General features: G+C 31.2%; 17 protein-coding genes and 1 tRNA gene. 15 read left to right on the top strand and 3 right to left on the bottom strand.

Annotated elements, in window-relative coordinates:
- Position 1: 1 nt before the first annotated feature.
- Positions 2-529 (top strand): hypothetical protein, encoded by a 528-nt coding sequence (locus MARIT_RS13640; RefSeq protein WP_024742210.1) that lies wholly within the window; start codon positions 2-4, stop codon positions 527-529.
- Positions 530-585: 56 nt separating this feature from the next.
- Here the strand turns inward: MARIT_RS13640 and MARIT_RS13635 are convergent, their stop codons facing one another.
- Entirely contained in the window at positions 586-1,185 is a 600-nt protein-coding gene (locus tag MARIT_RS13635) for a ribonuclease HII (RefSeq protein WP_024742209.1), read from the bottom strand.
- A 69-nt stretch (positions 1,186-1,254) separates the two neighbouring features.
- Between MARIT_RS13635 and MARIT_RS13630 the strand changes: the two genes are divergently transcribed.
- Positions 1,255-3,222 (top strand): putative porin, encoded by a 1,968-nt coding sequence (locus MARIT_RS13630; protein WP_024742208.1) that lies wholly within the window; start codon positions 1,255-1,257, stop codon positions 3,220-3,222.
- A gap of 226 nt (positions 3,223-3,448) precedes the next feature.
- On the opposite strand, the gene nhaC is transcribed toward MARIT_RS13630, so the two are convergent.
- Entirely contained in the window at positions 3,449-4,918 is a 1,470-nt protein-coding gene (nhaC, locus tag MARIT_RS13625) for a Na+/H+ antiporter NhaC (protein WP_024742207.1), read from the bottom strand.
- A gap of 144 nt (positions 4,919-5,062) precedes the next feature.
- Between nhaC and MARIT_RS13620 the strand changes: the two genes are divergently transcribed.
- The 10 genes from MARIT_RS13620 to MARIT_RS13570 all read left to right on the top strand — a co-directional run bounded on the left by MARIT_RS13620 (position 5,063) and on the right by MARIT_RS13570 (position 18,213).
- Positions 5,063-6,097 (top strand): metal-dependent hydrolase, encoded by a 1,035-nt coding sequence (locus MARIT_RS13620; RefSeq protein WP_100211796.1) that lies wholly within the window; start codon positions 5,063-5,065, stop codon positions 6,095-6,097.
- Positions 6,098-6,110: 13 nt separating this feature from the next.
- Positions 6,111-6,569: an Lrp/AsnC family transcriptional regulator gene (locus MARIT_RS13615; protein ID WP_024742205.1), complete on the top strand. Its 459-nt coding sequence runs from the start codon at positions 6,111-6,113 to the stop codon at positions 6,567-6,569.
- An 11-nt stretch (positions 6,570-6,580) separates the two neighbouring features.
- Positions 6,581-7,618 (top strand): hypothetical protein, encoded by a 1,038-nt coding sequence (locus MARIT_RS13610; protein WP_100211795.1) that lies wholly within the window; start codon positions 6,581-6,583, stop codon positions 7,616-7,618.
- A gap of 854 nt (positions 7,619-8,472) precedes the next feature.
- The gene (locus MARIT_RS13600; protein WP_100211793.1) at positions 8,473-14,508 is read left to right on the top strand and encodes a hypothetical protein; all 6,036 of its coding nucleotides are present in this window, start codon (positions 8,473-8,475) and stop codon (positions 14,506-14,508) included.
- A gap of 13 nt (positions 14,509-14,521) precedes the next feature.
- Positions 14,522-15,055, top strand: coding sequence for a hypothetical protein (locus tag MARIT_RS13595; protein WP_100211792.1), 534 nt, complete (start codon positions 14,522-14,524; stop codon positions 15,053-15,055).
- Between the two features lie 9 nt (positions 15,056-15,064).
- Positions 15,065-15,607: a hypothetical protein gene (locus MARIT_RS13590; RefSeq protein WP_100211791.1), complete on the top strand. Its 543-nt coding sequence runs from the start codon at positions 15,065-15,067 to the stop codon at positions 15,605-15,607.
- A gap of 9 nt (positions 15,608-15,616) precedes the next feature.
- Positions 15,617-16,150 (top strand): hypothetical protein, encoded by a 534-nt coding sequence (locus MARIT_RS13585; RefSeq protein ID WP_100211790.1) that lies wholly within the window; start codon positions 15,617-15,619, stop codon positions 16,148-16,150.
- Positions 16,151-16,389: 239 nt separating this feature from the next.
- Positions 16,390-16,689: a hypothetical protein gene (locus tag MARIT_RS13580; RefSeq protein WP_100211789.1), complete on the top strand. Its 300-nt coding sequence runs from the start codon at positions 16,390-16,392 to the stop codon at positions 16,687-16,689.
- A gap of 14 nt (positions 16,690-16,703) precedes the next feature.
- On the top strand, positions 16,704-17,654 hold the full coding sequence (locus tag MARIT_RS13575; RefSeq protein ID WP_100211788.1) for an ADP-ribosyltransferase domain-containing protein: 951 nt from the start codon (positions 16,704-16,706) through the stop codon (positions 17,652-17,654).
- Position 17,655: 1 nt separating this feature from the next.
- Entirely contained in the window at positions 17,656-18,213 is a 558-nt protein-coding gene (locus MARIT_RS13570; RefSeq protein WP_100211787.1) for a hypothetical protein, read from the top strand.
- Between the two features lie 451 nt (positions 18,214-18,664).
- On the opposite strand, the gene MARIT_RS13565 is transcribed toward MARIT_RS13570, so the two are convergent.
- Positions 18,665-20,053 (bottom strand): dipeptidase, encoded by a 1,389-nt coding sequence (locus tag MARIT_RS13565; protein WP_024740965.1) that lies wholly within the window; start codon positions 20,051-20,053, stop codon positions 18,665-18,667.
- A gap of 91 nt (positions 20,054-20,144) precedes the next feature.
- On the opposite strand from MARIT_RS13565, the gene MARIT_RS13560 reads away from it, so the two are divergent.
- The 3 genes from MARIT_RS13560 to MARIT_RS13550 all read left to right on the top strand — a co-directional run bounded on the left by MARIT_RS13560 (position 20,145) and on the right by MARIT_RS13550 (position 21,747).
- Positions 20,145-20,226 (top strand) — tRNA-Leu (locus tag MARIT_RS13560).
- Between the two features lie 396 nt (positions 20,227-20,622).
- Positions 20,623-20,838: a hypothetical protein gene (locus tag MARIT_RS13555; RefSeq protein ID WP_024740964.1), complete on the top strand. Its 216-nt coding sequence runs from the start codon at positions 20,623-20,625 to the stop codon at positions 20,836-20,838.
- Between the two features lie 414 nt (positions 20,839-21,252).
- Positions 21,253-21,747, top strand: coding sequence for a hypothetical protein (locus MARIT_RS13550; protein WP_024740963.1), 495 nt, complete (start codon positions 21,253-21,255; stop codon positions 21,745-21,747).
- Positions 21,748-21,894 lie beyond the last annotated feature (147 nt).

Genomic DNA, 21,894 nt, shown 5'->3' with positions numbered 1-21,894 from the left:
GATGAAATTATTAGGAATTGGATCAAGAATTAATCATCCAGAATTAGGATTTGGTGTTGTAACCAATGTAGATAGCAGGCATTATTGGGTTACTTTTCAGGAAAAAGGTTTAGAAACGATTGCGTTAAATGATACTTTTGAAATTATTGAAGCAGTTGATCAAGAAGTTGATTCAGTAAGTTTTTATGAAATAGAGAGTTCTTTAAGAAAAATTTTAAAACAATGGAGTGATGTTAGTGAGGTGGTTCCCATAGCAGATAAATTTAAAGGAGGAAAGTTGATAATAGCTCCAGCGGATGCTAATTTAGCATCAAAAGAAATTCCTATTGATACCTTTTTTCATAAAATAGTAATGGTACGTGATCGTATTCGTGTTATGGAGCAAAAGATAAATTCGAATAAGAAAATTGACGATCAAGATAAAATAGATTTACAGCAATATATAACGCGTATTTATGGAAGTTTGACTACGTTTAACGTACTGTTTAAGTTAAAGTCAGATAATTTTGTGGGAGAGAAATCTAAATAAGTTTATGGAAAAAAATGTTGTTTTTAAGCATTCATTTAAAACAACATTTTTTTTCATTATAGTTTTAAATTTAGTTGCTCTGGTAGTAGTTTAAAGGTTTTTCTATGGTATTGGGTAATTCCAAATTCTCGAATAGCGTTTCGATGCTGCTTTGTAGGGTAACCTTTATTTTGTTTCCAGTTATACTGAGGAAATTCTTCATGAAGTTGCTCCATATAGTCATCTCTATATGTTTTTGCTAAGATAGAAGCGGCAGCTATGCTTAGGTATTTAGCATCTCCTTTAACAATGGTTTCGTGTGGGATTTCTTTATAGGGCTTGAACTTATTTCCATCAACAATAATAAACTCAGGAGAGATTTGTAAGTCACTAATGGCACGATGCATTCCTGTAATAGAAGCTTGGAGTACGTTTAAAGAATCTACTTCTTTTTCATGAATAAAAGAAACGGCAAAGGCAATTGCTTCTTTTTCTATAAAAGGACGCAATTCTTTTCTTTTTTTTTCAGAAAGTTGCTTGGAGTCATTTAAAATGTTGTGGTAGAAGTTTTTTGGTAAAATAACTGCTGCGGCAACTACGGGGCCGGCTAAACACCCTCTGCCAGCTTCATCGGTTCCTGCTTCTAAGGAAAAGCCACTGTAATTCAATTTCAACATGGCACAAATTAACAGTTTTCAAATAAATTAATCCTCTTTTTTCTTGTTTAATTATTTACATTTGTCGTTATGAAGAAATTTATTTTGATAAGTTTTTATTTGTTGCTTGGAACTCCAATTACGTTTGCTCAAATTAAAGGACTTGGTAATGGTTTTGAAAGGCTTGGCACTAGAGGTAATCAACATGTAGACTCTTTACCTACTAATGAAATAAATGTTAAGCTAAGTGGAAAAACAAAGTACACTGATTATAAAATTATTTCTTTTAAGAATGATACCACTGTTGTAGATACTACCTTAACAATTCAAAAGCAATATCAATTCAATTTTTTAAGAAAAGATAATTTTGAATTGTTAGCTTTTCATAATCAAGGACAAACATTTAATAATTTAGGGTACGATTTCAGTGGCATATCTCCATTTCCTGATATGGGATTTAGAGCAAAGCAATTTAATTATTATAGATTGGAGGATGTCAATTATTATCAGGTTCCGACACCTACTACCGAAATAATGTATCGTACAGGTTTAGAGCAAGGTCAAGTATTGGATGTTTTTTTTACATTGAATTTTTCGAAACGATTTAATGTAGGTATTGCTTATAAAGGAATTCGATCATTAGGGAAATATCGTAGAGCTTTAGCGAGCAGTGGAAATTTTAGAATGAGTTTTCATTACGAATCTCCAAAAGGACAGTATGGTATCAGAGGACAAATTGTAAATCAAGATATATTTAACCAAGAAAACGGAGGGCTTAGTGAAATTTCATTGGCTAATTTTATAAATGATAATCCTAATTTTTCTAATGATAGAGGAAGGTTGGATGTTGCGTTGAATGATGCAGAGAATAATTTAGAAGGGAAGCGATTGTTTTTTGAGCATACTTTTAAAATTGTCGGATCAAAAGATAGTTTGCATCAAAAGGACTTTTCAAATTTAAAATTAGGTCATTCTTTTTTAAGAAACTCAAAATTTTATCGATTTAATCAATCAACATTTACAACAGCTATTTTTGGAAGTGCAAATGAAAATAATAGCATCAATGATAAAACAACATACCTGCTATATAATAATCAACTGTTTTTAGATTTTAATTCAAAATATATACTGGGGCGTTTTCGTGTAAAAGCAAATTATACAACATATAATTATGGGTATGATAATTTATTAAATATAAATGCGGTTGCTGCGGTTTCTAAAAGTAAATTAAAAGGACAGGCAGTTTCTATGGGAGCTGATTGGAATGGAAGAATTGGAAATTTCCACATTAATGCAGCGGCTAATTTAACCCCAGGAAGTGGGCGTTTGTCTGGAAATGATTTTTATGGAGAAGCATTTTATAAAAAAGACAGCTTATTTACTATTAAAGGAAGGCTTGCCATTAGTTCTAAATCGCCTAATTTTAACTTTTTGTTACATCAAAGTACCTATGATAAATACAATTGGCAGCATGATTTTAAAACAATAGATACTCGTAATATAGGAGGAACAATAACCTCTAAATGGGGAAGTGCTTCTGTTGATTTAGCTAATATTGATAACTATACTTATTTTGATACAGCAGGTATTGCTAAGCAGGCTTCGTCAAATTTAACTTACTTGAAAGCTAAAATAGCAAAAGAATTTACTTTCGGAAAGTTTTCGTTAGACAATACATTGATGTATCAAAAGGTAAAAAATAGTACTGTTTTGAGGGTTCCTGAATTCGTAACTAGAAACACATTGTATTATGCCGACAGTTGGTTTAAAGGAGATCCTGTGTATGTTCAAATAGGAGCAACTTTTAAGTATTTTACGAAGTATAAGGCAAATGCTTATAATCCATTATTGGCGGAGTTTACTTTACAAGATACTACTGAAATAGGATATCCGACGGTTGATTTATTTTTTAATGCTAGGGTGCGTAGAACACGTATTTATTTTAAGGTGGATAACGCTACTTCTCGCCTTACTAAGAAGAACTATTTTTCAGCGCCTAATTACCCATATCGTGATTTTGTAATTCGTTTTGGCTTGGTGTGGAATTGGTTTATTTAATAGAGGGTGTGAGAGTAATGCTATAGTTTTTGAGCACGTAATTCTTTTATGTACTTACTAAAAGCATGGTGTCATTTTTCATTGCTAGAAAAATAGATGTCTATAAAAAAATATTATGTAACTACATATAAATTACCGAAACAAAAAACATAATTTTTTATTTCGGTAGTTCCAAATGATATAAAGTACCATTGACAATGGTTAACGAACTAACTTGCTTTCTCTTTTATTGCTTTTTTACTAATGTTCTGATTTTGATGCTAAAAGCAGCAAATAACAAGGTTGTAAATGGGCTTAAATAATTAAAGATTGCGTAAATAGCGTATTCACTAACACTAACTCCTAAAACACCTGATTGGTACGCTCCACAAGTATTCCATGGAATTAAAACAGAAGTAACAGTTCCACTATCTTCTAGGGTTCTACTTAAGTTTTCAGGAGCTAAATTTTTATCTTCAAAAGCTTTCTTAAACATTTTTCCAGGAATTACCAATGCTAAGTATTGGTCAGAAGCTATTGCATTTAGTCCAAGGCAACTAATTACAGTACTAGCAAATAAACCAAATACAGAAGTAGCTATAGATAGTAATGACTTTGTAATTTTAGATAAAGCGCCAATTGCATCCATGATACCACCAAATACCATAGCACAAACAATTAATAAAATGGTCCAAATCATTCCATTCATTCCACCAGCACTAAAAAGTTTGGTTAGTTTTTCATTATCTGTTTTAATTTGAGTATCGGTTAAAACAGCGGTAATAATTGATTTAAAGTTTGATTCCGATAAACCTTGTAAAACATCACCTTGAAAAATAAAGGCAAAGATAGCTGCTAAAAAAACACCTATACTTAAAGCTATTAAAGGTTTAGTTTTCATTAAAATCATAGCAATTACAACTCCAGGAACAATGAATAGCCATGGAGAAATATGAAATGTTTTTTTTATAGAAGCGAGTAAATTGCTGATATCAGCCGTTCCAGAAGTGTCTATGGTACTACTTAAAAGGGTAAAAATAATTAGTGTAACAATAATGCTAGGCACTGTAGTGTATGTCATGTATTTTATATGTGTAAATAAATCTGTTCCAGCCATTGCAGGTGCTAAATTAGTAGTATCTGAAAGAGGAGACATTTTATCACCAAAATAAGCCCCTGAAATAACAGCCCCAGCAATCATTCCAGTAGGAATACCTAATGCACTACCAATCCCCACTAAAGCAATTCCTACTGTTGCTGAGGTAGTCCAAGAACTTCCTGTAGCTAATGAAATAATAGCAGCAATAATTACGGAAGCAGGTAAAAATATTTCAGGACTTAATACTTGTAGTCCATAATATACCATGGCTGGAATAATACCGCTTACTAACCATGTACCTGCTAAAGCTCCTACTAAAAATAAAATAGTAATAGGAATAAAAACGCTCTTCCAATTTTCCCATACCTCAGCAACCATCTTTTTGAGAGGTACATTATTTACAAAACCAATGATTCCGGCTGCTACTCCTCCTAATAATAAAATATATTGGTTAGAGTAAGTTCCGAACCATTCGCCTTTGGCAACGAAAATATTATAAGCTAATAAAGACATTAAAATGAATACAGGAATTAAAGCTTCCCATATATTTAATTCACTATTGTTTATTATTTTCTGATCTTCAATTTCTATTTCGGTTAAATTGTTGTCGTTTTGCATTTTATGGTATTTTTCGGTTTGTAATGTTACGATTTTAGTAAGTTTTATGCAAATTTGATTTTTTGTATGACTTTTGATTATTCATTTTATTTCACTTAAGTTCGCATATTCATTAATTTTTTAAAACATACTGTTGCATTATTTATGGATTCATTAACACAGATTGTTTTAGGAGCTGCTTGTGGAGAGGTAGTTCTTGGAAAGAAAATTGGAAATAAAGCAATGCTTTTTGGTGCTATTGGAGGAACAATTCCTGATTTAGATGTGATTTTAGGAACCCTTTTTTATTCAAATGGAATTGATAGGCTGGCTTTTCATAGAGGATTTATGCATTCTATTGTTTTTGCTATTTTGGCTTCATTTGTTATAGGTGCTTTGGTGTACAAACTGTATGATACTAAGAGAAGGAGAGGAACTACAACGCGGAACGATTGGACTTGGTTATTTTTCTGGTCTATTTTTACGCATCCTATATTGGATAGCTTTACGCCTTACGGAACGCAAATGTTATTGCCTTTTTCTAACCATAGAATTGCATTGAATACTATTTCAGTAGTTGATCCTCTATATACACTGCCTTTTTTAGTGTGTTTAATAGCGACACTTTTTTATAATAGAAGTAATGTAAAGAGAGTTTGGTGGACTAAGATGGGTATTTATATGAGTAGTATTTATATAGTATTTACAATTGGAAATAAGTTGTATATGGATAGTGTTTTTGAAAAATCGTTTCAAAAAGCAGGCGTTCCTTTTCATAGATTTAGTGTACAACCTACGTTATTAAATAATATTTTATGGTATGGGATTGCAGAAACAGAGGAAACGTATCAAGTTGCTTTTTATTCGCTATTTGATAGAGAGAATAGGGCTGAGCAGCTTGTGGTTTTGCCTAAAAATCATGATTTATTAAATATGCAAGCTCCTGATTTAAAAAAATTAGCATGGTTTAGTAATGGGTATTATAATTTAATGCCTATACATGCTTCAAAAAATATTAGATATAATGACTTGAGGTATCCTTTATTAGATCCAAAAAATGTAAATTCTTCTGTATTTAGTTTTGAATTGGAAAAAAAAGGAACACGATGGGAAAATCGTAAATATGTAGATGATATGGTAAGAGAGGTAACGTATTTAGAGGTTATGCAACAACTTTGGAGAAGAATGAAAGGAATATAATATTTTTTAAGTAATGAAATTAGATGCACTCGATAAAAGACTCATTAATTTACTTCAAATAAATAGTAAGCAAACAACAAAGCAATTGTCTTTACAATTAGGGCTTTCAGTAACTGCTGTTTATGAGCGAATTAAAAAATTAGAGAAAGAAAAAATTATAAAAGATTATGTGGCTTTGGTTAATAAGGATAAGATTGAAAGATCTTTTTTGGTTTTTTGCCATATAAAGTTAGAAAAGCATACTAAAGAGTATATTGCTGTTTTTGAAAAAGAAATTAATAGATTAGAGGAGGTGACGGAGTGTTTTCATGTGAGTGGTGATTATGATTATATTTTAAAAATTTATATGAAAGACATGACAGCTTATAGAGAGTTTATGGTTGATAAATTAACGGCATTAAAGCATATTGGAAGTACGCATAGTATCTTTACAATTGGTGAAGTTAAAAATGCTACAGTCATTAAGTTATAGTGTTATTTTTTATGATTAAGCTAATTACAGAGGTGAAAATATATATAGTATTAGTTTTAGGTTTTTGTTTACTAAGTTGTAACCCAAATAAGCCTCAGATTGAAAAAAGTAAAAATACCATTTCAATAGGAATAGATGATCGGATAGAGTTATTGAGAGTAGCGTACTTTTTGGCGCTTGAAGATAGTATTGAGGTATCTCTAAAACCTTGTAAGACGGATTTCTATAAAGCAAATTTTGAGGGCTATAAAAAATTCAAAAATCATCCATTGGTTCAAAAAATTGGAAGTGGAGATGAATGGAATGCTGACTTACCAACTATTGCACTTTGTTTTGATGAAAATTTAAAACCCAAAGAAAATTTAAATGAGAAAGAAATTTCTAAGCAGTTTGGCTGGTATGGAAAAAATATTGATACTCTTTCAAAACTATTAATTGATTTCAAGAAAACAATTCAATTTAAAAATGACTATCATGTGAATTTTAAACCTTTTTTAGAAGCTATAAATTCAAGTCGAATTTCAGAAAAACTGAATCAATTTTATAGAACGAATAAAAAAACAAGCTTGAAGATATTGTTTGACCCATTGAATAGAATTACTAATAAAGCGATAACATTTACCGATACCCCTAAAAATGAAAGATTGTTTCTGATGACTTATTTATGTGAAGGAGCTAATGATGCTATAAAGCCTTTAAAGTTGGAATGGAATGAAGATTATAGAAGAATTGTTATTCACGAGAATAGTCATATTTATACAGGTGAATTGTTTAAAAAGTATTATGATAAGGAGTTTGACTCTTTGATACATCAGGAGAAGTTTAAAAATGAATATTGTGATATTGATGAAATTATGGTTCGTGGAATTACAGCCAAAATATTGGAATTAAACTATGGGCAAAGAGTTGGTGAAGATGAAATAAATCATCAACCGAAAAAATCAAAAATAGTTTATGATTATTTAAATAACTATGTAAAAGATGATAAAATGGAGTTTGAGCAAGTGTATAAAGAGATTCTTGAGAAGCTAAAGAAAGAGTATTTATAAACTGCCTAGCAAGCCTATTTACTTACTATATTACCCGCATTTTTCAGTAATAATCGCTATTTAATCACTAACCCTTGTACAAACTTTTTAGGAGTGGTTGAAAAGTTTGTGGAATGTCTAGTTTTGTTGTGACGATTTTTAAAAACAGGAAAAATCACCTCCGCTACTTTTAAAGCATTGCAGAAAATACTAGCAACATTATAAAAGGCGATAGTTGGCTTTGGTAAGTTTGGTAAAAAACTGTTGGTTAAAATAGACCATACTTCCTCCATTTTTATTCTCAAAAAAATGCAGAGAAATTCATCTTATCAATCTAAAAAATCCATGATTAAATTCGAATCCCTCTATAAAACTCCAAAAACTTCTTATAAAAAAAAGAGAGAATTATTTTAGTTAAAAAAACATAACCTATTGATATACAGTGATAATATGTACAAGCTTTTTAGAGGTGGTTGAAAAGTTTGTACAGGAAAAAGAGTAGAAAACTTGTACAAACTTTTTAGAGGTGGTTGAAAAGTTTGTACAGGAAAATGGATAGAAAACTTGTACAAACTTTTTGGAGGTGGTTGAAAAGTTTGTACAGAAAAAAGAGTAGAAAACTTGTACAAACTATTTAGAGGTGATGGAAAAGTTTGTACAGGAAAGAGGAAGCAAAAAACAAACGATTCTTTTTAAAATAGGAATAATTAATTTACCTTAGCAGCAGGTATTGATGGTGGTATTTTGGGAGCTAATGGATTGTCAAATTTGCTAGGTGATCCAGCAATCAAAAAAGAAGTATATCCAACATTAATCAGATAAGGAAGGTTTAAATCACTTCAATGATATAACCTTCTAAAAAAAAATAAATAAAGATGAAAAAGAGGATTCAATATATGATGGCCATGGTATGGTGTGTTGAGAAGCCATACGCAGTATGCAAAGAAACCATAGGTAATTTCATGGCAAAAAGACAAGGTACCATCGATCAATTCTTAAAAAGGCACTTTCTACAAAATAGCCTATTGCTTACGGTTTACTTTTTACTATGCATATCGCTGACCCATGCCCAACGCTATCCAGTACAAGTAACGCAAACAATCATTCCTCCTTATACGACCAAACTGAGTGATTACACCAGTGCCAGCGATGTCAAACTACGCTTACATCTATTGTTAACCGATGTGGTAGCCAATAATAAGCAAGTACGTCTAAAATTACGTATCCAAGGTAATGGACTTGATATACGTTCTGTAGATTTTGTACATGGTGCAAGTCCTATATTTTTAAATGGAGGTGTTTCAAATCAATATACAAACATCGATTTAAGTTCCTATTTTGAACCCAATAATTTAATAGGAATCACCCCACGGCAATACCAGAAATCTTTGCCCGAGGGAGTATATACCTTTTGTTGGGAAGTATATGATGCGTTTACCAACGAACAATTGAATCACCCAACATTAGGCTGTTCTAATATTTATTTGCTTTTAAACGATCCTCCTTTTTTAAACGTTCCTTATAAAGGCGACCAAGTCGTGGCACAAGATCCAATGAATATTATTTTTCAATGGACACCCAGACATGCCAATGCGAGCAATGTATCATATGAATTTGAATTACGAGAATTATGGGACACTCAAATAGCTCCGGAAGCAGCTTTTTTAACGTCCCCTAATTATTATACAGAAACCACAGCTACTACTACACTATTATACCATATTGGTAAGCCAACATTATTGCCGAACAAACGATATGGTTGGCGGGTAAGAGCGGTATCAAGAACAGGGCTAAGTAAGAACTCGGTTTTTAAAAATGATGGGTATAGTGAGATCTATTATTTTACCTATAATACGGCTTGTTACCCACCTAGATATGTACTTTCAGAAGCAGTAGGTAAAGCGCGTGTTCAAATACGTTGGCAAGGGATGCCTGAACATAAAAGATACCATGTTCAGTATAAAAGAGCAGACATTCCTGATGCGGAATGGTTTGAGGTATATACTTACAATACACAGGTGCAAATTAGCAATTTACGAGCAGGCAAAACCTATGTTTTTCGAGTCGGAGGTAGTTGTAATGAGCTGAATGATTTTAACCCTTTGTATGCTTATAGTGCCATTAATGAGTTTAGTCTGCCCGCTAAAAATGAAAAGAGTAGCAGCTATACTTGTGGTATTGTACCAGAAATAGAAATAAGCAATACCCAGCCTTTGCAAAATATAGGGATTAATGAAACTTTTACAGCGGGTGATTTTCCAGTAACGATCAAGCAAGTATCAGGGAGTAATGGTCGTTTTAGAGGAGTTGGTTATATTGTAGTGCCTTATTTAGCAGATACAAAATTAGCGGTAAGTTTTACTAATATTCGTATCAATACAGATTATCAATTGATAGAGGGGGTAGTAAGTACGACGTATGATACTACTTGGGGTGATGTGGAAGATGTCAATGATTGGACACATGGAGGTGTTGGAAATACAGCATCTTCGAATGTGGATTTTGTGGTTTCAGAGGTACAAATAGATTCTAATGGAGATGTTCTGGTAGTAGGAGAAAACGGAGAGGTACTAGAATTGCCAGGAGGAGAAGATATGGTAATTACGGACAGTAATGGACAGGTTTGGACAGTTGATGAAGAAGGAAATGTTAGCAACGAAGGAGCAGTAGCTGAAGGTGGGGCTAGTAATTCAGAAAATACGAATGGAGTAAACAGCCAAGGTGAAGCTACTGCGATATCGGCAAAAGGAGTAGAGGTAACTTTTAAGAAAGCGTCTAATAGTAAATATGGATTTGATACTTATGAAAATAGTTATAGTGCTACCAAAAACTTATACAGAAAACTAGGAAAGGATTATTACATATCTTACAAGGCTGTTGCTAAACATGATACTGAAACCATAGTAGCTAATTTGTCTATTACAGATAGTGAGATTAAGCCGCAAGATTTAGTTTTTAAAACAAAAGACGGAATAGCAATTACTAAAATAGACAGTACAGCTACTTCATATACCCTACAATTAAAAGGAGTTTTTGATGATGCAGCAATAGAAACCCAAGCCTTAGTAAAACAAGGAGCTAAATATGAAGTTGCGGGGGCATTTATACAATACCAAGCCAGTCCAAAAAATGTAAACGTAGTTTTAGTAAATACGGCTGAAACTAACACTGATAAAATAAAAGAAGAACTACAAGACATCTATAAACAGGCAATGGTAAATCTTACCATTACCGAAATTAACGATTTTAAGGAGGATTTAGATGTTATAGTTCCTGATGCAGTTATACAAAGTGAAGAAAGTGGCTTTGCAGCACAATATACTGAGCAACAAAGAGCTATAAACAATAAGTTAAAAGAACATCCACAATATAAAAATGATGCATATTACCTTATTTTAACAAATAAGCAACCTACTTCGACAGCAGAAAGAGGACTCATGCCACTTGGTAGGCAGTTTGGATACATATACACTGCCAACTGTAATACTGCTAATTGCATACCACTTACAGCTGCTCACGAGTTAGGACATGGAGTTTTCCAGTTAAAGCATCCATTTTCTACCCATAGTTACCAGTATCCTGAAAAAGCGACCAATTGGTTGTTAGATTATAAAGAAGGAACAAAACTTCCTTTTGTACACTGGCAAGCTATACATAACCCTAAATTACGTATAGGGATTTTTGATGGTGATCAGGAGGGGGAGCAAGTTACAATAACTGATATAAGTGAGTTAAAAGAATTCGCTAATGCTGATGGTACTTATACTTTTATATCGAGATCAGGAAAACCTATTACAGTTTCTGGAGATATTACAGAGGTTATTTTTAGCACAGGTGATTCTGAAATATGTTCCGCGGATACAAAAGATCCTTTTAGAATTAAACCATTTGGAACCCTAACTAGATTTAAATTAAAGGATAAAACCTATACTGCTGCATGGAAATGTGTTTCAAAGAAATTTATGGGATACATGACTTCCGAAGATGAACCTTATATTGATACTAAAACTAATAAATCAATTGATAGTGCTATTGTTGGATTTCCGGCAGTAGCTAATAGTGCAATAATATTTAAGGTTGGAAAACTTTCTATAACTCCTGAGGAGGGAGGGAACAATTACACTTCTCAGGGAGATTATCAAGAATATGATTTTTTATCGCAACGTCTTAAAGAGGTAACAAAGTTCAATGAAGTTTCCGTAGCAACTTTTGAACCCTCATTAAGTCAAGAGGTGCAACAATTCATAATAGATAATATTGATAAGAGTGGTTTCGATGGTAAAAAGGAATATGATAATGATGCCTATGTATTTATACATGCTACGCAACTTGAAAAACATGGGATTTTAAAAGGGTGTTTTAAAAGAGGAATTCCAGGGGGCTTATTAAAACTTATTGTAAAAACTCATTTTAATCAAAGAACTGGAGCTGCCTCATATACCACACCCCAATTTGATGAAGGACATGAAGAGGTGCCTTTTACAAATAATGCTAAAAGTTTGATTAATCATTGGAAACAATATGATCTTAATTATTATCCTATAGTAGCAGAACAAGTTAAAAACTTTGAGATATTAGATGACGCTGACCATGATGATCTGATAGAGGCATTTAGAAGTATAATGAATATTAGTTATCAAAATGTTACCTCGGATAATTGGGACTGTTTTTTTGATAAGATAGGTTTTGAAAAATTAAAAATAGTTTTAAAAAGTCTTTCGAATGCTGACGATTGGGGTAATGAGACCGAAAATTTATTAATGAAAATTTTCAAATTAGCAGACGGTAATTATGAAAGAGAGCAAAAGATTCTAGATATATTAAAAGTTGAAAACTATAGACTATTAAATAAAGTAGTTAATATAACTAATGATTGGGCGGATAATAATAATCCTCAATTTAAAGAGATAATAGCTTATATTTCTAAATGGTTAATAAAAAGGAGTTCAAAAGAATTTTATATAGAAACCATAAAAAAATATAAGTCATGGAGAGAAATTCCTTTTAATTATGAAAATTATAGCAAACTCAATGTAGTTCCTACAGCAATGAACAATATGTTTGGCTTTGCAGGATCTAATAGTTTACCATATGAAATGAAAACCTCTTTAAAAGAAGGTTTAGTTAATATAACAGTTAGGACAGGAACCGAGTCAGGAGGAAGCATAACAGGTACAACATTTAAAAATATTTATTCACCTTATGACTGTGTAGTTTTAGATGTAAATGAAGGGTTTATAATAAATGGAAAAGAAATAAAGAAGGGACAATTATTAGTTCCAAGTATATTTGTTCATTGGTTAGCTACCAATATTAATGGTAAAAACAACGAAGCTTTTTTACGAGTATTTACAGAAGTAATAGCAGTTGCAGCAATACCATTAACAGGAGGAGCATCATCAATACTTCTAACAATAGATGCTACTTTAGCTACAGCAGATATTGTATTTACCATCGCCAATAATGTGGATAATCAAAGTCTTTTAGGCAATGAAAAGTTTTTCAATACCTGGACAGCTATATATGGAGTTTATAATTTAAGACATTTGCCATCTTTGATTTCTACTGTTGGTAGTAGAAGTAAAACTATTTTTAAATATGCCACGGATTTAGTTGGTACAAAAACTCATTTTAAAAAATTAATAATTGATCCAACAAATAAGGCTAACTTTTTAGAAGCTTTTAAAAAATTAAGTGTTGAGCAAAAACTTGATGTAATTTTCCGATTGGATGATTTGGCATTAGCGGTAAAGAAAGAAGCTGAACTCAGTAATTTAGGGAAACGTATTCTTTATAGAACTTTGGTTGAATTAAAAATGGAATGTAATATCATTTTTAGTACACCAAAACAGTTTAATATCGTTGTTAATGCAACAAATACACCGTATAAAGTATCCTTAGCAATAGATTACAATAACAAAAGACTAGGTTTAGGTAAAATAATATTAAATGAAGATAAAACTGTAAGTCTTGTAGAATCTTCAAAATGGTTACCAGAAGGAGTAGAAGATGTTACAGAAATCGCTATCATTCCTAACGTAATAACTAATGTTAGCGGTGTAAATAAAGCTTCAGATATTAGAATTTTAGAAAGCTCATCTAATGGGAATATATATCTTAGTTTAGTCGGAGGACTTAGAGAAGACATTATAAAACTACAAGTAGATGAATTATTGGAGTTGAGGAATATTCATAATCCCAATAAACTTAATCACAATTGTTTTACCTGTGCTATTAAATATCAAAATGAATTTACAAAAGGGACGAATGAAGTTATTGAAAAAATAGCCAAAAAATACCATGCAGGTGTTGCTCCAGAAGAGATAAATAAATTAATTTATGATGTATTTGGGTTTGATAATGTAAAAATTCATAATGCTCTTGATTTTGATAACTTAACTATTAAATTAGATGGTATTCATCAAGAAAGTGTTATACTTGTTGGAAAGTATGAAGAAGATTTTATAGAAGACTTTACATCACATCATGCTTTTAATGCAAGAAGAGTGGCAAATAGAGAGTGGGAAATTATCGATATACAAAACGGAGCAAAATATGATAAAACTTATATAGATGATAAGTTTACTTCCATTGAAGTGTTCGAAGTTTTGTATAAAGACCATACATACATTTCTAGAAACAATTTAAAAAGAGATTTACCTAAAGAGGTACATGTATGGGTAGATAAAATGCCCAAAGAGTTTCTTAATACTTTAGAAGAAGTACCATATACAAAATTACAGCAATTTGTACGAGAGTTCGATAATAAAGTAGTAATATTATCAGAGTTTAATAAAGATCCACTTTTATTTAAGGTATGGGAAGCTATGGAAAGAAGTCCAAATATACCTGTAAGTATTAGAACTAAAATAACCAATTTGCAAAATGCAAAACGTGTAATATGTAAATAAATAAGTTTTGATTATGACCATTGAGAAATTAGAAATCTTATTAAAAGATATCATGGAAGAAGGTAAATATATTTATAAAACCTTTGAAGATGAAACCTATATCTATGTATTTACCAAGTTAGAAAAATTAAGAGGTATAGATCATGATGATAGGTATGGAAGATTGGGAGGACTAGGTCCAATAGTAGTTGACAAGCAAACGAAAGAGTTTAAAAGAGTTCATTATATGGATGTTCCTTCGGAATTACGAAAAAGAAACTCTAAAAAAAGAACAGTAGATAGTATTGCTAAAGGGATTAAAAAAAGACAATATGTAAATGAAGGTGATGTATATAATTTTTTAAAGTTAAATTATAGAGGAAATGAAAAGTTTACTTTTGGAAAAGTACTTTATGATTTAGAAAAGGATCTAGAGATTCTTAGCTTACGGTTTAAAAAGAATGAGCTTAGAGATAAGATGATAAACTTTTTTAATATTCTTAATGTAAAATGTAAGGTAGAAGAAGATGGTTGGTTAGTTATAACAAGAGTCCCGGAGCAGTCTTAAAGAAATAATATGACCATTGAGAAATTAGAAATATTATTAAGAGATATCATGGAAGAAGGTAAATATATTTATAAAACCTTTGAAGATGAAACCTATATCTATGTATTTACCAAGCTAGAAAAATTAAGAGGTATAGATCATGATGATAGATACGGAAGAGTTGGAGGACCAGGTCCTATAGTAGTTGACAAACAAACGAAAGAGTTTAAAAGAGTTCATTATATGGATGTTCCTTCGGAATTACGAAAAAGAAACTCTAAAAAAAGAACAGTAGATAGTATTGCTAAAGGGATTAAAAAAAGACAATATGTAAACTTTAATGATACTTATAACTTCTGTAAATTAAAATTTGAAGAAAATAGTGATTTCTCAGAATTTAATTTCGGGAAAGCTATTTATGATTATAAAGAAGATAAAGAGGTTCTAAGTTTACAATTTAGAAATAATGAGCTTAGAGATAAAATGATAAACTTTTTTGATATTCTTAATGTAAAATGTAAAGTAGAAGAAGATGGTTGGTTAGTTATAACAAGAGTCCCAGAGCAGTCTTAAAGAAATAATATGACCATTGAGGAATTAGAAATCTTATTAAAAGATATCATGGAAGAAGGTAAATATATTTATAAAACCTTTGAAGATGAAACCTATATCTATGTATTTACCAAGTTAGAAAAATTAAGAGGTATAGATCATGATGATAGATATGCAATCTTAGGGGGACCAGGTCCAATAGTAGTTGACAAACAAACGAAAGAGTTTAGAAGAGTTCATTATATGGATGTTCCTTCGGAATTACATAAAAAACATTATGTTGAACCTACCATCGATGATATTGCTAAAGGGATTAAAAAAAGACAATATGTAAATGAAAGTGATGTATATAATTTTTTAAAGTTAAATTATAGAGGAAATGAAAAGTTTACTTTTGGAGAAGTACTTTATGATTTAGAAAAGGATTTAGAGATTCTTAGCTTACGATTTAAAAAGAATGAGCTTAGAGATAAAATGATAAACTTTTTAGAAGTTCTTAATGTAAAATGTAAGGTAGAAGATGATGGTTGGTTAGTTATAACAAGAGTCCCTGAGCAGTCTTAAAGATAAAAATGACAAATAAAGAAATTAAAATATTATTAAAAGACTTTTTTATAGAAGGGGATATAATAGGAAATACTTACCAATATAAAAAGTATTTATATGTTATAAGAGCAACAAAAGAATTATAAGAAAACGGACATGATGATCGTGTTGTACCAGAAAGACATGCTATTTTTCGTATAGAAAAAGAAACAAAGCGGTTTGAAGAGATACATCCTTTGTTTTTTCCGCAAGAATTGTTGCCTAAAAAAGCACCTCCAACAATAGAGGGTATTAAAAAAGGGGTAAAGAAGAGAAAGTTTATAAATAGATTTGATATACTTAATGTTGTAGAAATATTCTATGGAGGAATTGATGCCCCTATATTTAATTTTGGCAATATATTTTATGATGATAAATATGAAAGGGAAATTATTAGACTTCATTTTAAGAGTGATGAAATACAAGAAAGATTTGTGAAATTCTTAAAAGATGTAAGTATTAAAAGTTTTGTAAATGAAGAAGGTTATTTGATACTTGAAAGAATTCTTGAGAAATAATAAAATTTGTTTAGATGAAAATGAATAAAATAAAAATAAAGTTAATAGTATTACTAACTATATTTAGTACCATTTTTTCTTATGGTCAAACAGCTTGTGAACTTCGTTGGGATCGTTTTAGCAAAGATGTAAATGGAATTACAGATACAAGTAAAGCTTTAGTGAGTGCTATCGATGAGAATTCAGATATAATTACTAGTTGGTGGATCATGGATGAGGTTGGAGAAACAGCCTTAAGAACAAATGTTGATGAATTACAATATTTAAGTATTCATTTAAAAGAATTTCAAAAAATACCAGAATCAGTTGTAGAAGAAATTGAGAAGGCTGGTGGGTTTGCTAAGTGGAAGGATTTGGTTAATAAGAGGGAGGATTTATCTCACTTCTTAGATGATGCTTTTGTATTATCCAAGAGAGCAGAAGTGGTTAATTCAACTTTACCTTCTCAGTTTCCAAGCTTATCAATAGATGAATTAACCGCAATAAAGGTTTATACAAGTGATGAAGTTAGAAATGGTGTAAAGATTTACTCAGAATTAAATAGTCAATTAAGATCGAGTAGTTTAGATGATTATAATCAAGGTCTTAATCATCTTTTGAATGATGGTTTAGGTAAAATGACTCAACATAATGGCGATTTAGTTTTTAGAGGTTGTGGTCAAGCAGAATCTCAATTAGCAAAGACTTGGAATGTTGGAGATGAAATTACTTTTAAAGATTTCAAATCTTCAAGTGTTAATGAAGGAATAGCTGAAGGTTTTATGAATTCTGGAGGAGGTGATGTTATTTATGAAATATCAAACCCTAAAGGGTATAATATCTGTGACATATCCTGTTCTCCAAATGAAGCCGAAATATTTTTTAAATCAGGCTCTAAATTTAGGGTTGACGAACTTACTTTTCAGCCTAGATTTACTGAAAGTGATCCAATAGTTAGAGTAATCAAATTAACATATATACCTTAATATGAATAGCCTTTTAAAGGAACTGGAAGTTCTAAAAAAAAGAATCGAAACTATTCGTTCTGAAGATAAGTCAAATTATGATAATGACTATAAAAAACATTTATCTATAGAAGAATCTGTTTATCGCCAATTAGTAGAGAAAATTGAATATCAAATTTTATCGCCAAGCGAGAAACAGAGCGAAAGAATTTTGAATTTAACGAAATCAAGAGAACAAAATAAAGATGTTACAGACCAATTAAACGAAATTAATCTATATTCAAAAATCAGGGAGGTTATTCCTTATGCAATGGCTGTTAGCTATAAGATAAATATGGAAAAAAAACATCTTACAGAAGATTTGTTAAGTTTTTGTGAGGAGCAATTAGAAACTATAGACTCATCTCCATACAAACGTAAAGTTACGTTTCCATCTAAAGAGGAAGTTGAAAAAGCTTTTAAGAGTTATACTCAAAGAATAAAACCTAATAGAATACCAGTTTTAAAAGCATATAAACAACCAGAAGTTAATAAAAAAATAGAAGAACTATATCAAATGTTTTTAAGTTTAGCTCAATAGAAATTTAAGTTTTTATACTCTCCAAGTATGGAGTGTCTACATTTGTTGAAAAGTTTGTACAGAAAAAAGAGTAGAAAATTTGTACAAACTTTTTGGAGGTGGTTGAAAAGTTTGTACAGGAAAAAAGGTAGAAAACTTGTACAAACTTTTTAGAGGTGGTTGAAAAGTTTGTACAGGAAAAAAGGTAGAAAACTTGTACAAACTTTTTAGAGGTGGTTGAAAAGTTTGTACAGAAAAAAGGGTAGAAAACTTGTACCAACTTTTTGGAGGTGGTTAAAAAGTTTGTACAGAAAAAAGGGTAGAAAACTTGTACCAACTTTTTGGAGGTGGTTGAAAAGTTTATACAGGAAATGGATCGGAGTTGAATTTTTAAAAAAGTATTTTTGAGAGATAAACAAAAAAATCCGTTCAGAAGGAACGGATTTTAATAGTTAAACTATAAGTTGTATTATCATTTAGATAACTCTGTAAAATACTGATAAAAATGAGGGATGGTTTCAATACCTTTTAAATAATTCCAAACTCCAAAATGCTCATTTGGAGAGTGTATTGCATCCGAATCCAATCCAAATCCCATTAAAATAGTTTTACTTTTTAATTCTTGTTCAAATAAAGCTACGATAGGAATACTCCCTCCACTTCTTTGAGGTATTGGAGTAACACCAAAAGTTTCGTTATAAGCTTTGCTAGCGGCCTTATAACCTATATGGTCTATTGGTGTAACATAACCTTGTCCTCCATGATGTGGCGTGACTTTTACTTTTACTGATTTTGGTGCAATACTTTCAAAGTGTTTTTTAAATAAGGCTGTGATTTCTTCCCATTTTTGGTTAGGTACCAAACGCATAGATATTTTTGCGTATGCTTTAGAGGCAATTACTGTTTTTGCACCCTCTCCAGTATAACCTCCCCAAATACCATTTACGTCTAAGGTAGGTCTAATTGCGTTTCGCTCATTTGTGGTATATCCTTCTTCTCCATATACATCGTCTATGTCTAAGGCATTTTTATAAGCTTCTAATGAAAAAGGAGCTTTGCCCATTTCATCACGTTCTTCACGAGATAATTCTTCAACATTATCATAAAACCCAGGAATGGTAATACGATTGTTTTCATCATGTAAAGAAGCAATCATTTTTGTTAGTACATTAATAGGGTTTGCAACAGCACCTCCATATAAACCAGAGTGCAAGTCTCTATTAGGTCCTGTAACTTCTACTTCTACATAACTTAGTCCACGTAAGCCTGTAGTAATAGAAGGAATATCATTAGCAATCATTCCAGTATCAGAAATTAAAATGACATCATTGGCTAATTTCTCTTTATTTCTAGGAACAAACCAAGCAAGGCTTTCGGAACCAACTTCTTCTTCACCTTCAATCATAAATTTTACATTGCAAGGTAAGTTTCCTGTAGTGGTCATATATTCTAATGCTTTTACATGCATATACATTTGTCCCTTATCATCACAAGCACCTCTTGCAAAGATGGCACCTTCAGGATGAATAGGAGTTGTTTTAATAACAGGCTCAAAAGGAGGAGCGTCCCATAAATGAATAGGATCTGCGGGTTGCACGTCATAATGCCCGTACACTAAAACTGTAGGAAGTTTTGGGTCAATTATTTTTTCTCCATATACAATAGGATATCCAGGAGTTTCGCAAAGTTCCACCTTATCGCAACCAGCTTTTTCTAAGCTCTCTTTAATAGCATCAGCAGTATTTAATACGTCTTGATTATAGGCAGGGTCGGCGCTAACTGATGGGATTTTTAATAAATTGATAAGCTCGTTTATAAAACGATCTTTATTATTTTGTATGTATTGTTTAACGTTTTGCATTAGGTTGTTTTTGATAAAATTCAAAAATACTAAAAAATTATAAAGAACTTCTTTGCTATTTAGAAAGATTGCTTATATTTGCACTCGTTTTGCAGGCGTGGTGGAATTGGTAGACACGCTAGACTTAGGATCTAGTGCCGCGAGGTGTGAGAGTTCGAGTCTCTCCGCCTGTACTTTAGAATAGTTTGAAACGCTATAGTTTCAAACTATTTTTTTTTGAGTAAATTGAAAAACTACCATCGAATTTTTCTAAAATAAGTATTGTTAATCAGGGGGATCTCAGTGTAACTAGAGCGGAACCTGCCTTTTTTAAATTCAATACTACGTTGTTATTGCAACAGTTTAGTGCGCTTCTATAACTTTGCAAATTGCCAAAATCAAAAAAATCTAGGTTATTAGTTGTGAATATTAAGAGTGGAAAAAAATAGAAGGCAAATAGCAAAACTTTTTTCTAGGTAACAGGTCTATTTAAGCTAGTGTAATAATTTTTTTTAAATTTAAAGGTCAAAAAAAAATAAGGCAAAGCTCTTGTTAGTGTACGATCTTATAATTAGGAAATATGTGTAGATATGGACTTAAAACATATATATCATTATGTTTGTTTTAATTGTAGAAAAACGTTCAAGCAACTTACTTTTGAAGCGATTATAGTAAAAAATAGCGATTGGGATGTTTATAAAAAGACATATTTAAATTATGATGCTGAAAAAGCGGTGAAGTTTAAGGCTGATCACCCAATGCGAATTGCTCGTTTTGAACAGCGGTACCTGAACAAAAAAATATAAGTGTTCTGATTGTAATGCTGAAATGAATACGATTGGCATTGAATTTAGAGCTTTTCAGAAAGAGAAGATAAAAGCATGGAATATTGTAAAGGGTATGCATATTTTAGGAAAAACATTCCATACTTGTGGGGTAGTGGACCAGGGTATATGCTACAAAATTCTGTTGATTATTTAAATTGCATCAAGAAAAATAAGGAGGAGTATGAAAAATGATTAAGTGAACGTAATAAAGAAAAAACTGAGCTTAGTGAATATTTATAGTACTGGAGGTCAAAATTAACTTCGGTAACGAAGGAGGTTGAGAAATTAAAAAATAGTACTAGGTGATAGGATATGAATACTAAAAAATAGTTGTTTCTTTATGCAGACAATTATATGTAAAACTATTTTAATAAATCTAAAAAAGATCAAAAAATGAAATTAATGAAAGCAATCGCCTTGTTAAGTATAATGAGCTTGGTAGTTATAGGATGTAAAAATAATCCGAAAGATAAAGAAAATACTGTTCAAGAAAAAGAACCAGTAGTTATTACAGATTTCTCAGGAAACTATGTAACAGCATCTTATAAGAAACGTAATGAAGGTTATGACTGGATAGCTGTTTCTGTAAAGCAAAACTCAGAAAAAGAGATTGCCGTTTCCGTTTGTTCACGTGCTGATATAAAAAAACAAACTTGTACGTTTGATGCTATTGCAGAAAAAATGAAAGCCAATACATTTGCAACCGTGGTAGATGGAAAAACAATTTTGTTTACTTTCAAAAGCAACGGGATTTCAATAACGACAGAAAAGTTTGAGGATAGATTTATACTGAATTACTACTGCTCAGGAGGAGGTAGCCTTGCAGGAGATTATGAAAAAATTAACGAGCCTTTACAGAAAGTAAAAGTATCAGCTAGTGAAAGATAGCATGGTTGGAATACCATGTTTTTATTGAAGCTATTGTACTAAAATGTTAGTATGGTAATTAGTGGACTACCTAATAAATTGGAGACTATTTATTTAAAGGACTTTTTTAATTTTCATGCAATACTGAACCTCTATTTTTAAGGAAGG

The sequence above is a fragment of the Tenacibaculum maritimum NCIMB 2154 genome (assembly GCF_900119795.1).
Classification (GTDB): Bacteria; Bacteroidota; Bacteroidia; order Flavobacteriales; family Flavobacteriaceae; genus Polaribacter; species Polaribacter maritimus.
This window is presented reverse-complemented; position numbering and strand designations above follow the sequence as displayed.

What these genes read in the sequence shown, in the direction of transcription:
- MARIT_RS13640 (WP_024742210.1), top strand. Translation starts at nt 2, where the DNA reads ATGAAATTATTAGGAATTGGATCAAGAATTAATCATCCAGAATTAGGA.
- MARIT_RS13635 (WP_024742209.1), bottom strand. Translation starts at nt 1,185, where the DNA reads ATGTTGAAATTGAATTACAGTGGCTTTTCCTTAGAAGCAGGAACCGAT.
- MARIT_RS13630 (WP_024742208.1), top strand. Translation starts at nt 1,255, where the DNA reads ATGAAGAAATTTATTTTGATAAGTTTTTATTTGTTGCTTGGAACTCCA.
- nhaC (WP_024742207.1), bottom strand. Translation starts at nt 4,918, where the DNA reads ATGCAAAACGACAACAATTTAACCGAAATAGAAATTGAAGATCAGAAA.
- MARIT_RS13620 (WP_100211796.1), top strand. Translation starts at nt 5,063, where the DNA reads ATGGATTCATTAACACAGATTGTTTTAGGAGCTGCTTGTGGAGAGGTA.
- MARIT_RS13615 (WP_024742205.1), top strand. Translation starts at nt 6,111, where the DNA reads ATGAAATTAGATGCACTCGATAAAAGACTCATTAATTTACTTCAAATA.
- MARIT_RS13610 (WP_100211795.1), top strand. Translation starts at nt 6,581, where the DNA reads ATGATTAAGCTAATTACAGAGGTGAAAATATATATAGTATTAGTTTTA.
- MARIT_RS13600 (WP_100211793.1), top strand. Translation starts at nt 8,473, where the DNA reads ATGAAAAAGAGGATTCAATATATGATGGCCATGGTATGGTGTGTTGAG.
- MARIT_RS13595 (WP_100211792.1), top strand. Translation starts at nt 14,522, where the DNA reads ATGACCATTGAGAAATTAGAAATCTTATTAAAAGATATCATGGAAGAA.
- MARIT_RS13590 (WP_100211791.1), top strand. Translation starts at nt 15,065, where the DNA reads ATGACCATTGAGAAATTAGAAATATTATTAAGAGATATCATGGAAGAA.
- MARIT_RS13585 (WP_100211790.1), top strand. Translation starts at nt 15,617, where the DNA reads ATGACCATTGAGGAATTAGAAATCTTATTAAAAGATATCATGGAAGAA.
- MARIT_RS13575 (WP_100211788.1), top strand. Translation starts at nt 16,704, where the DNA reads ATGAAAATGAATAAAATAAAAATAAAGTTAATAGTATTACTAACTATA.
- MARIT_RS13570 (WP_100211787.1), top strand. Translation starts at nt 17,656, where the DNA reads ATGAATAGCCTTTTAAAGGAACTGGAAGTTCTAAAAAAAAGAATCGAA.
- MARIT_RS13565 (WP_024740965.1), bottom strand. Translation starts at nt 20,053, where the DNA reads ATGCAAAACGTTAAACAATACATACAAAATAATAAAGATCGTTTTATA.
- MARIT_RS13555 (WP_024740964.1), top strand. Translation starts at nt 20,623, where the DNA reads ATGGACTTAAAACATATATATCATTATGTTTGTTTTAATTGTAGAAAA.
- MARIT_RS13550 (WP_024740963.1), top strand. Translation starts at nt 21,253, where the DNA reads ATGAAATTAATGAAAGCAATCGCCTTGTTAAGTATAATGAGCTTGGTA.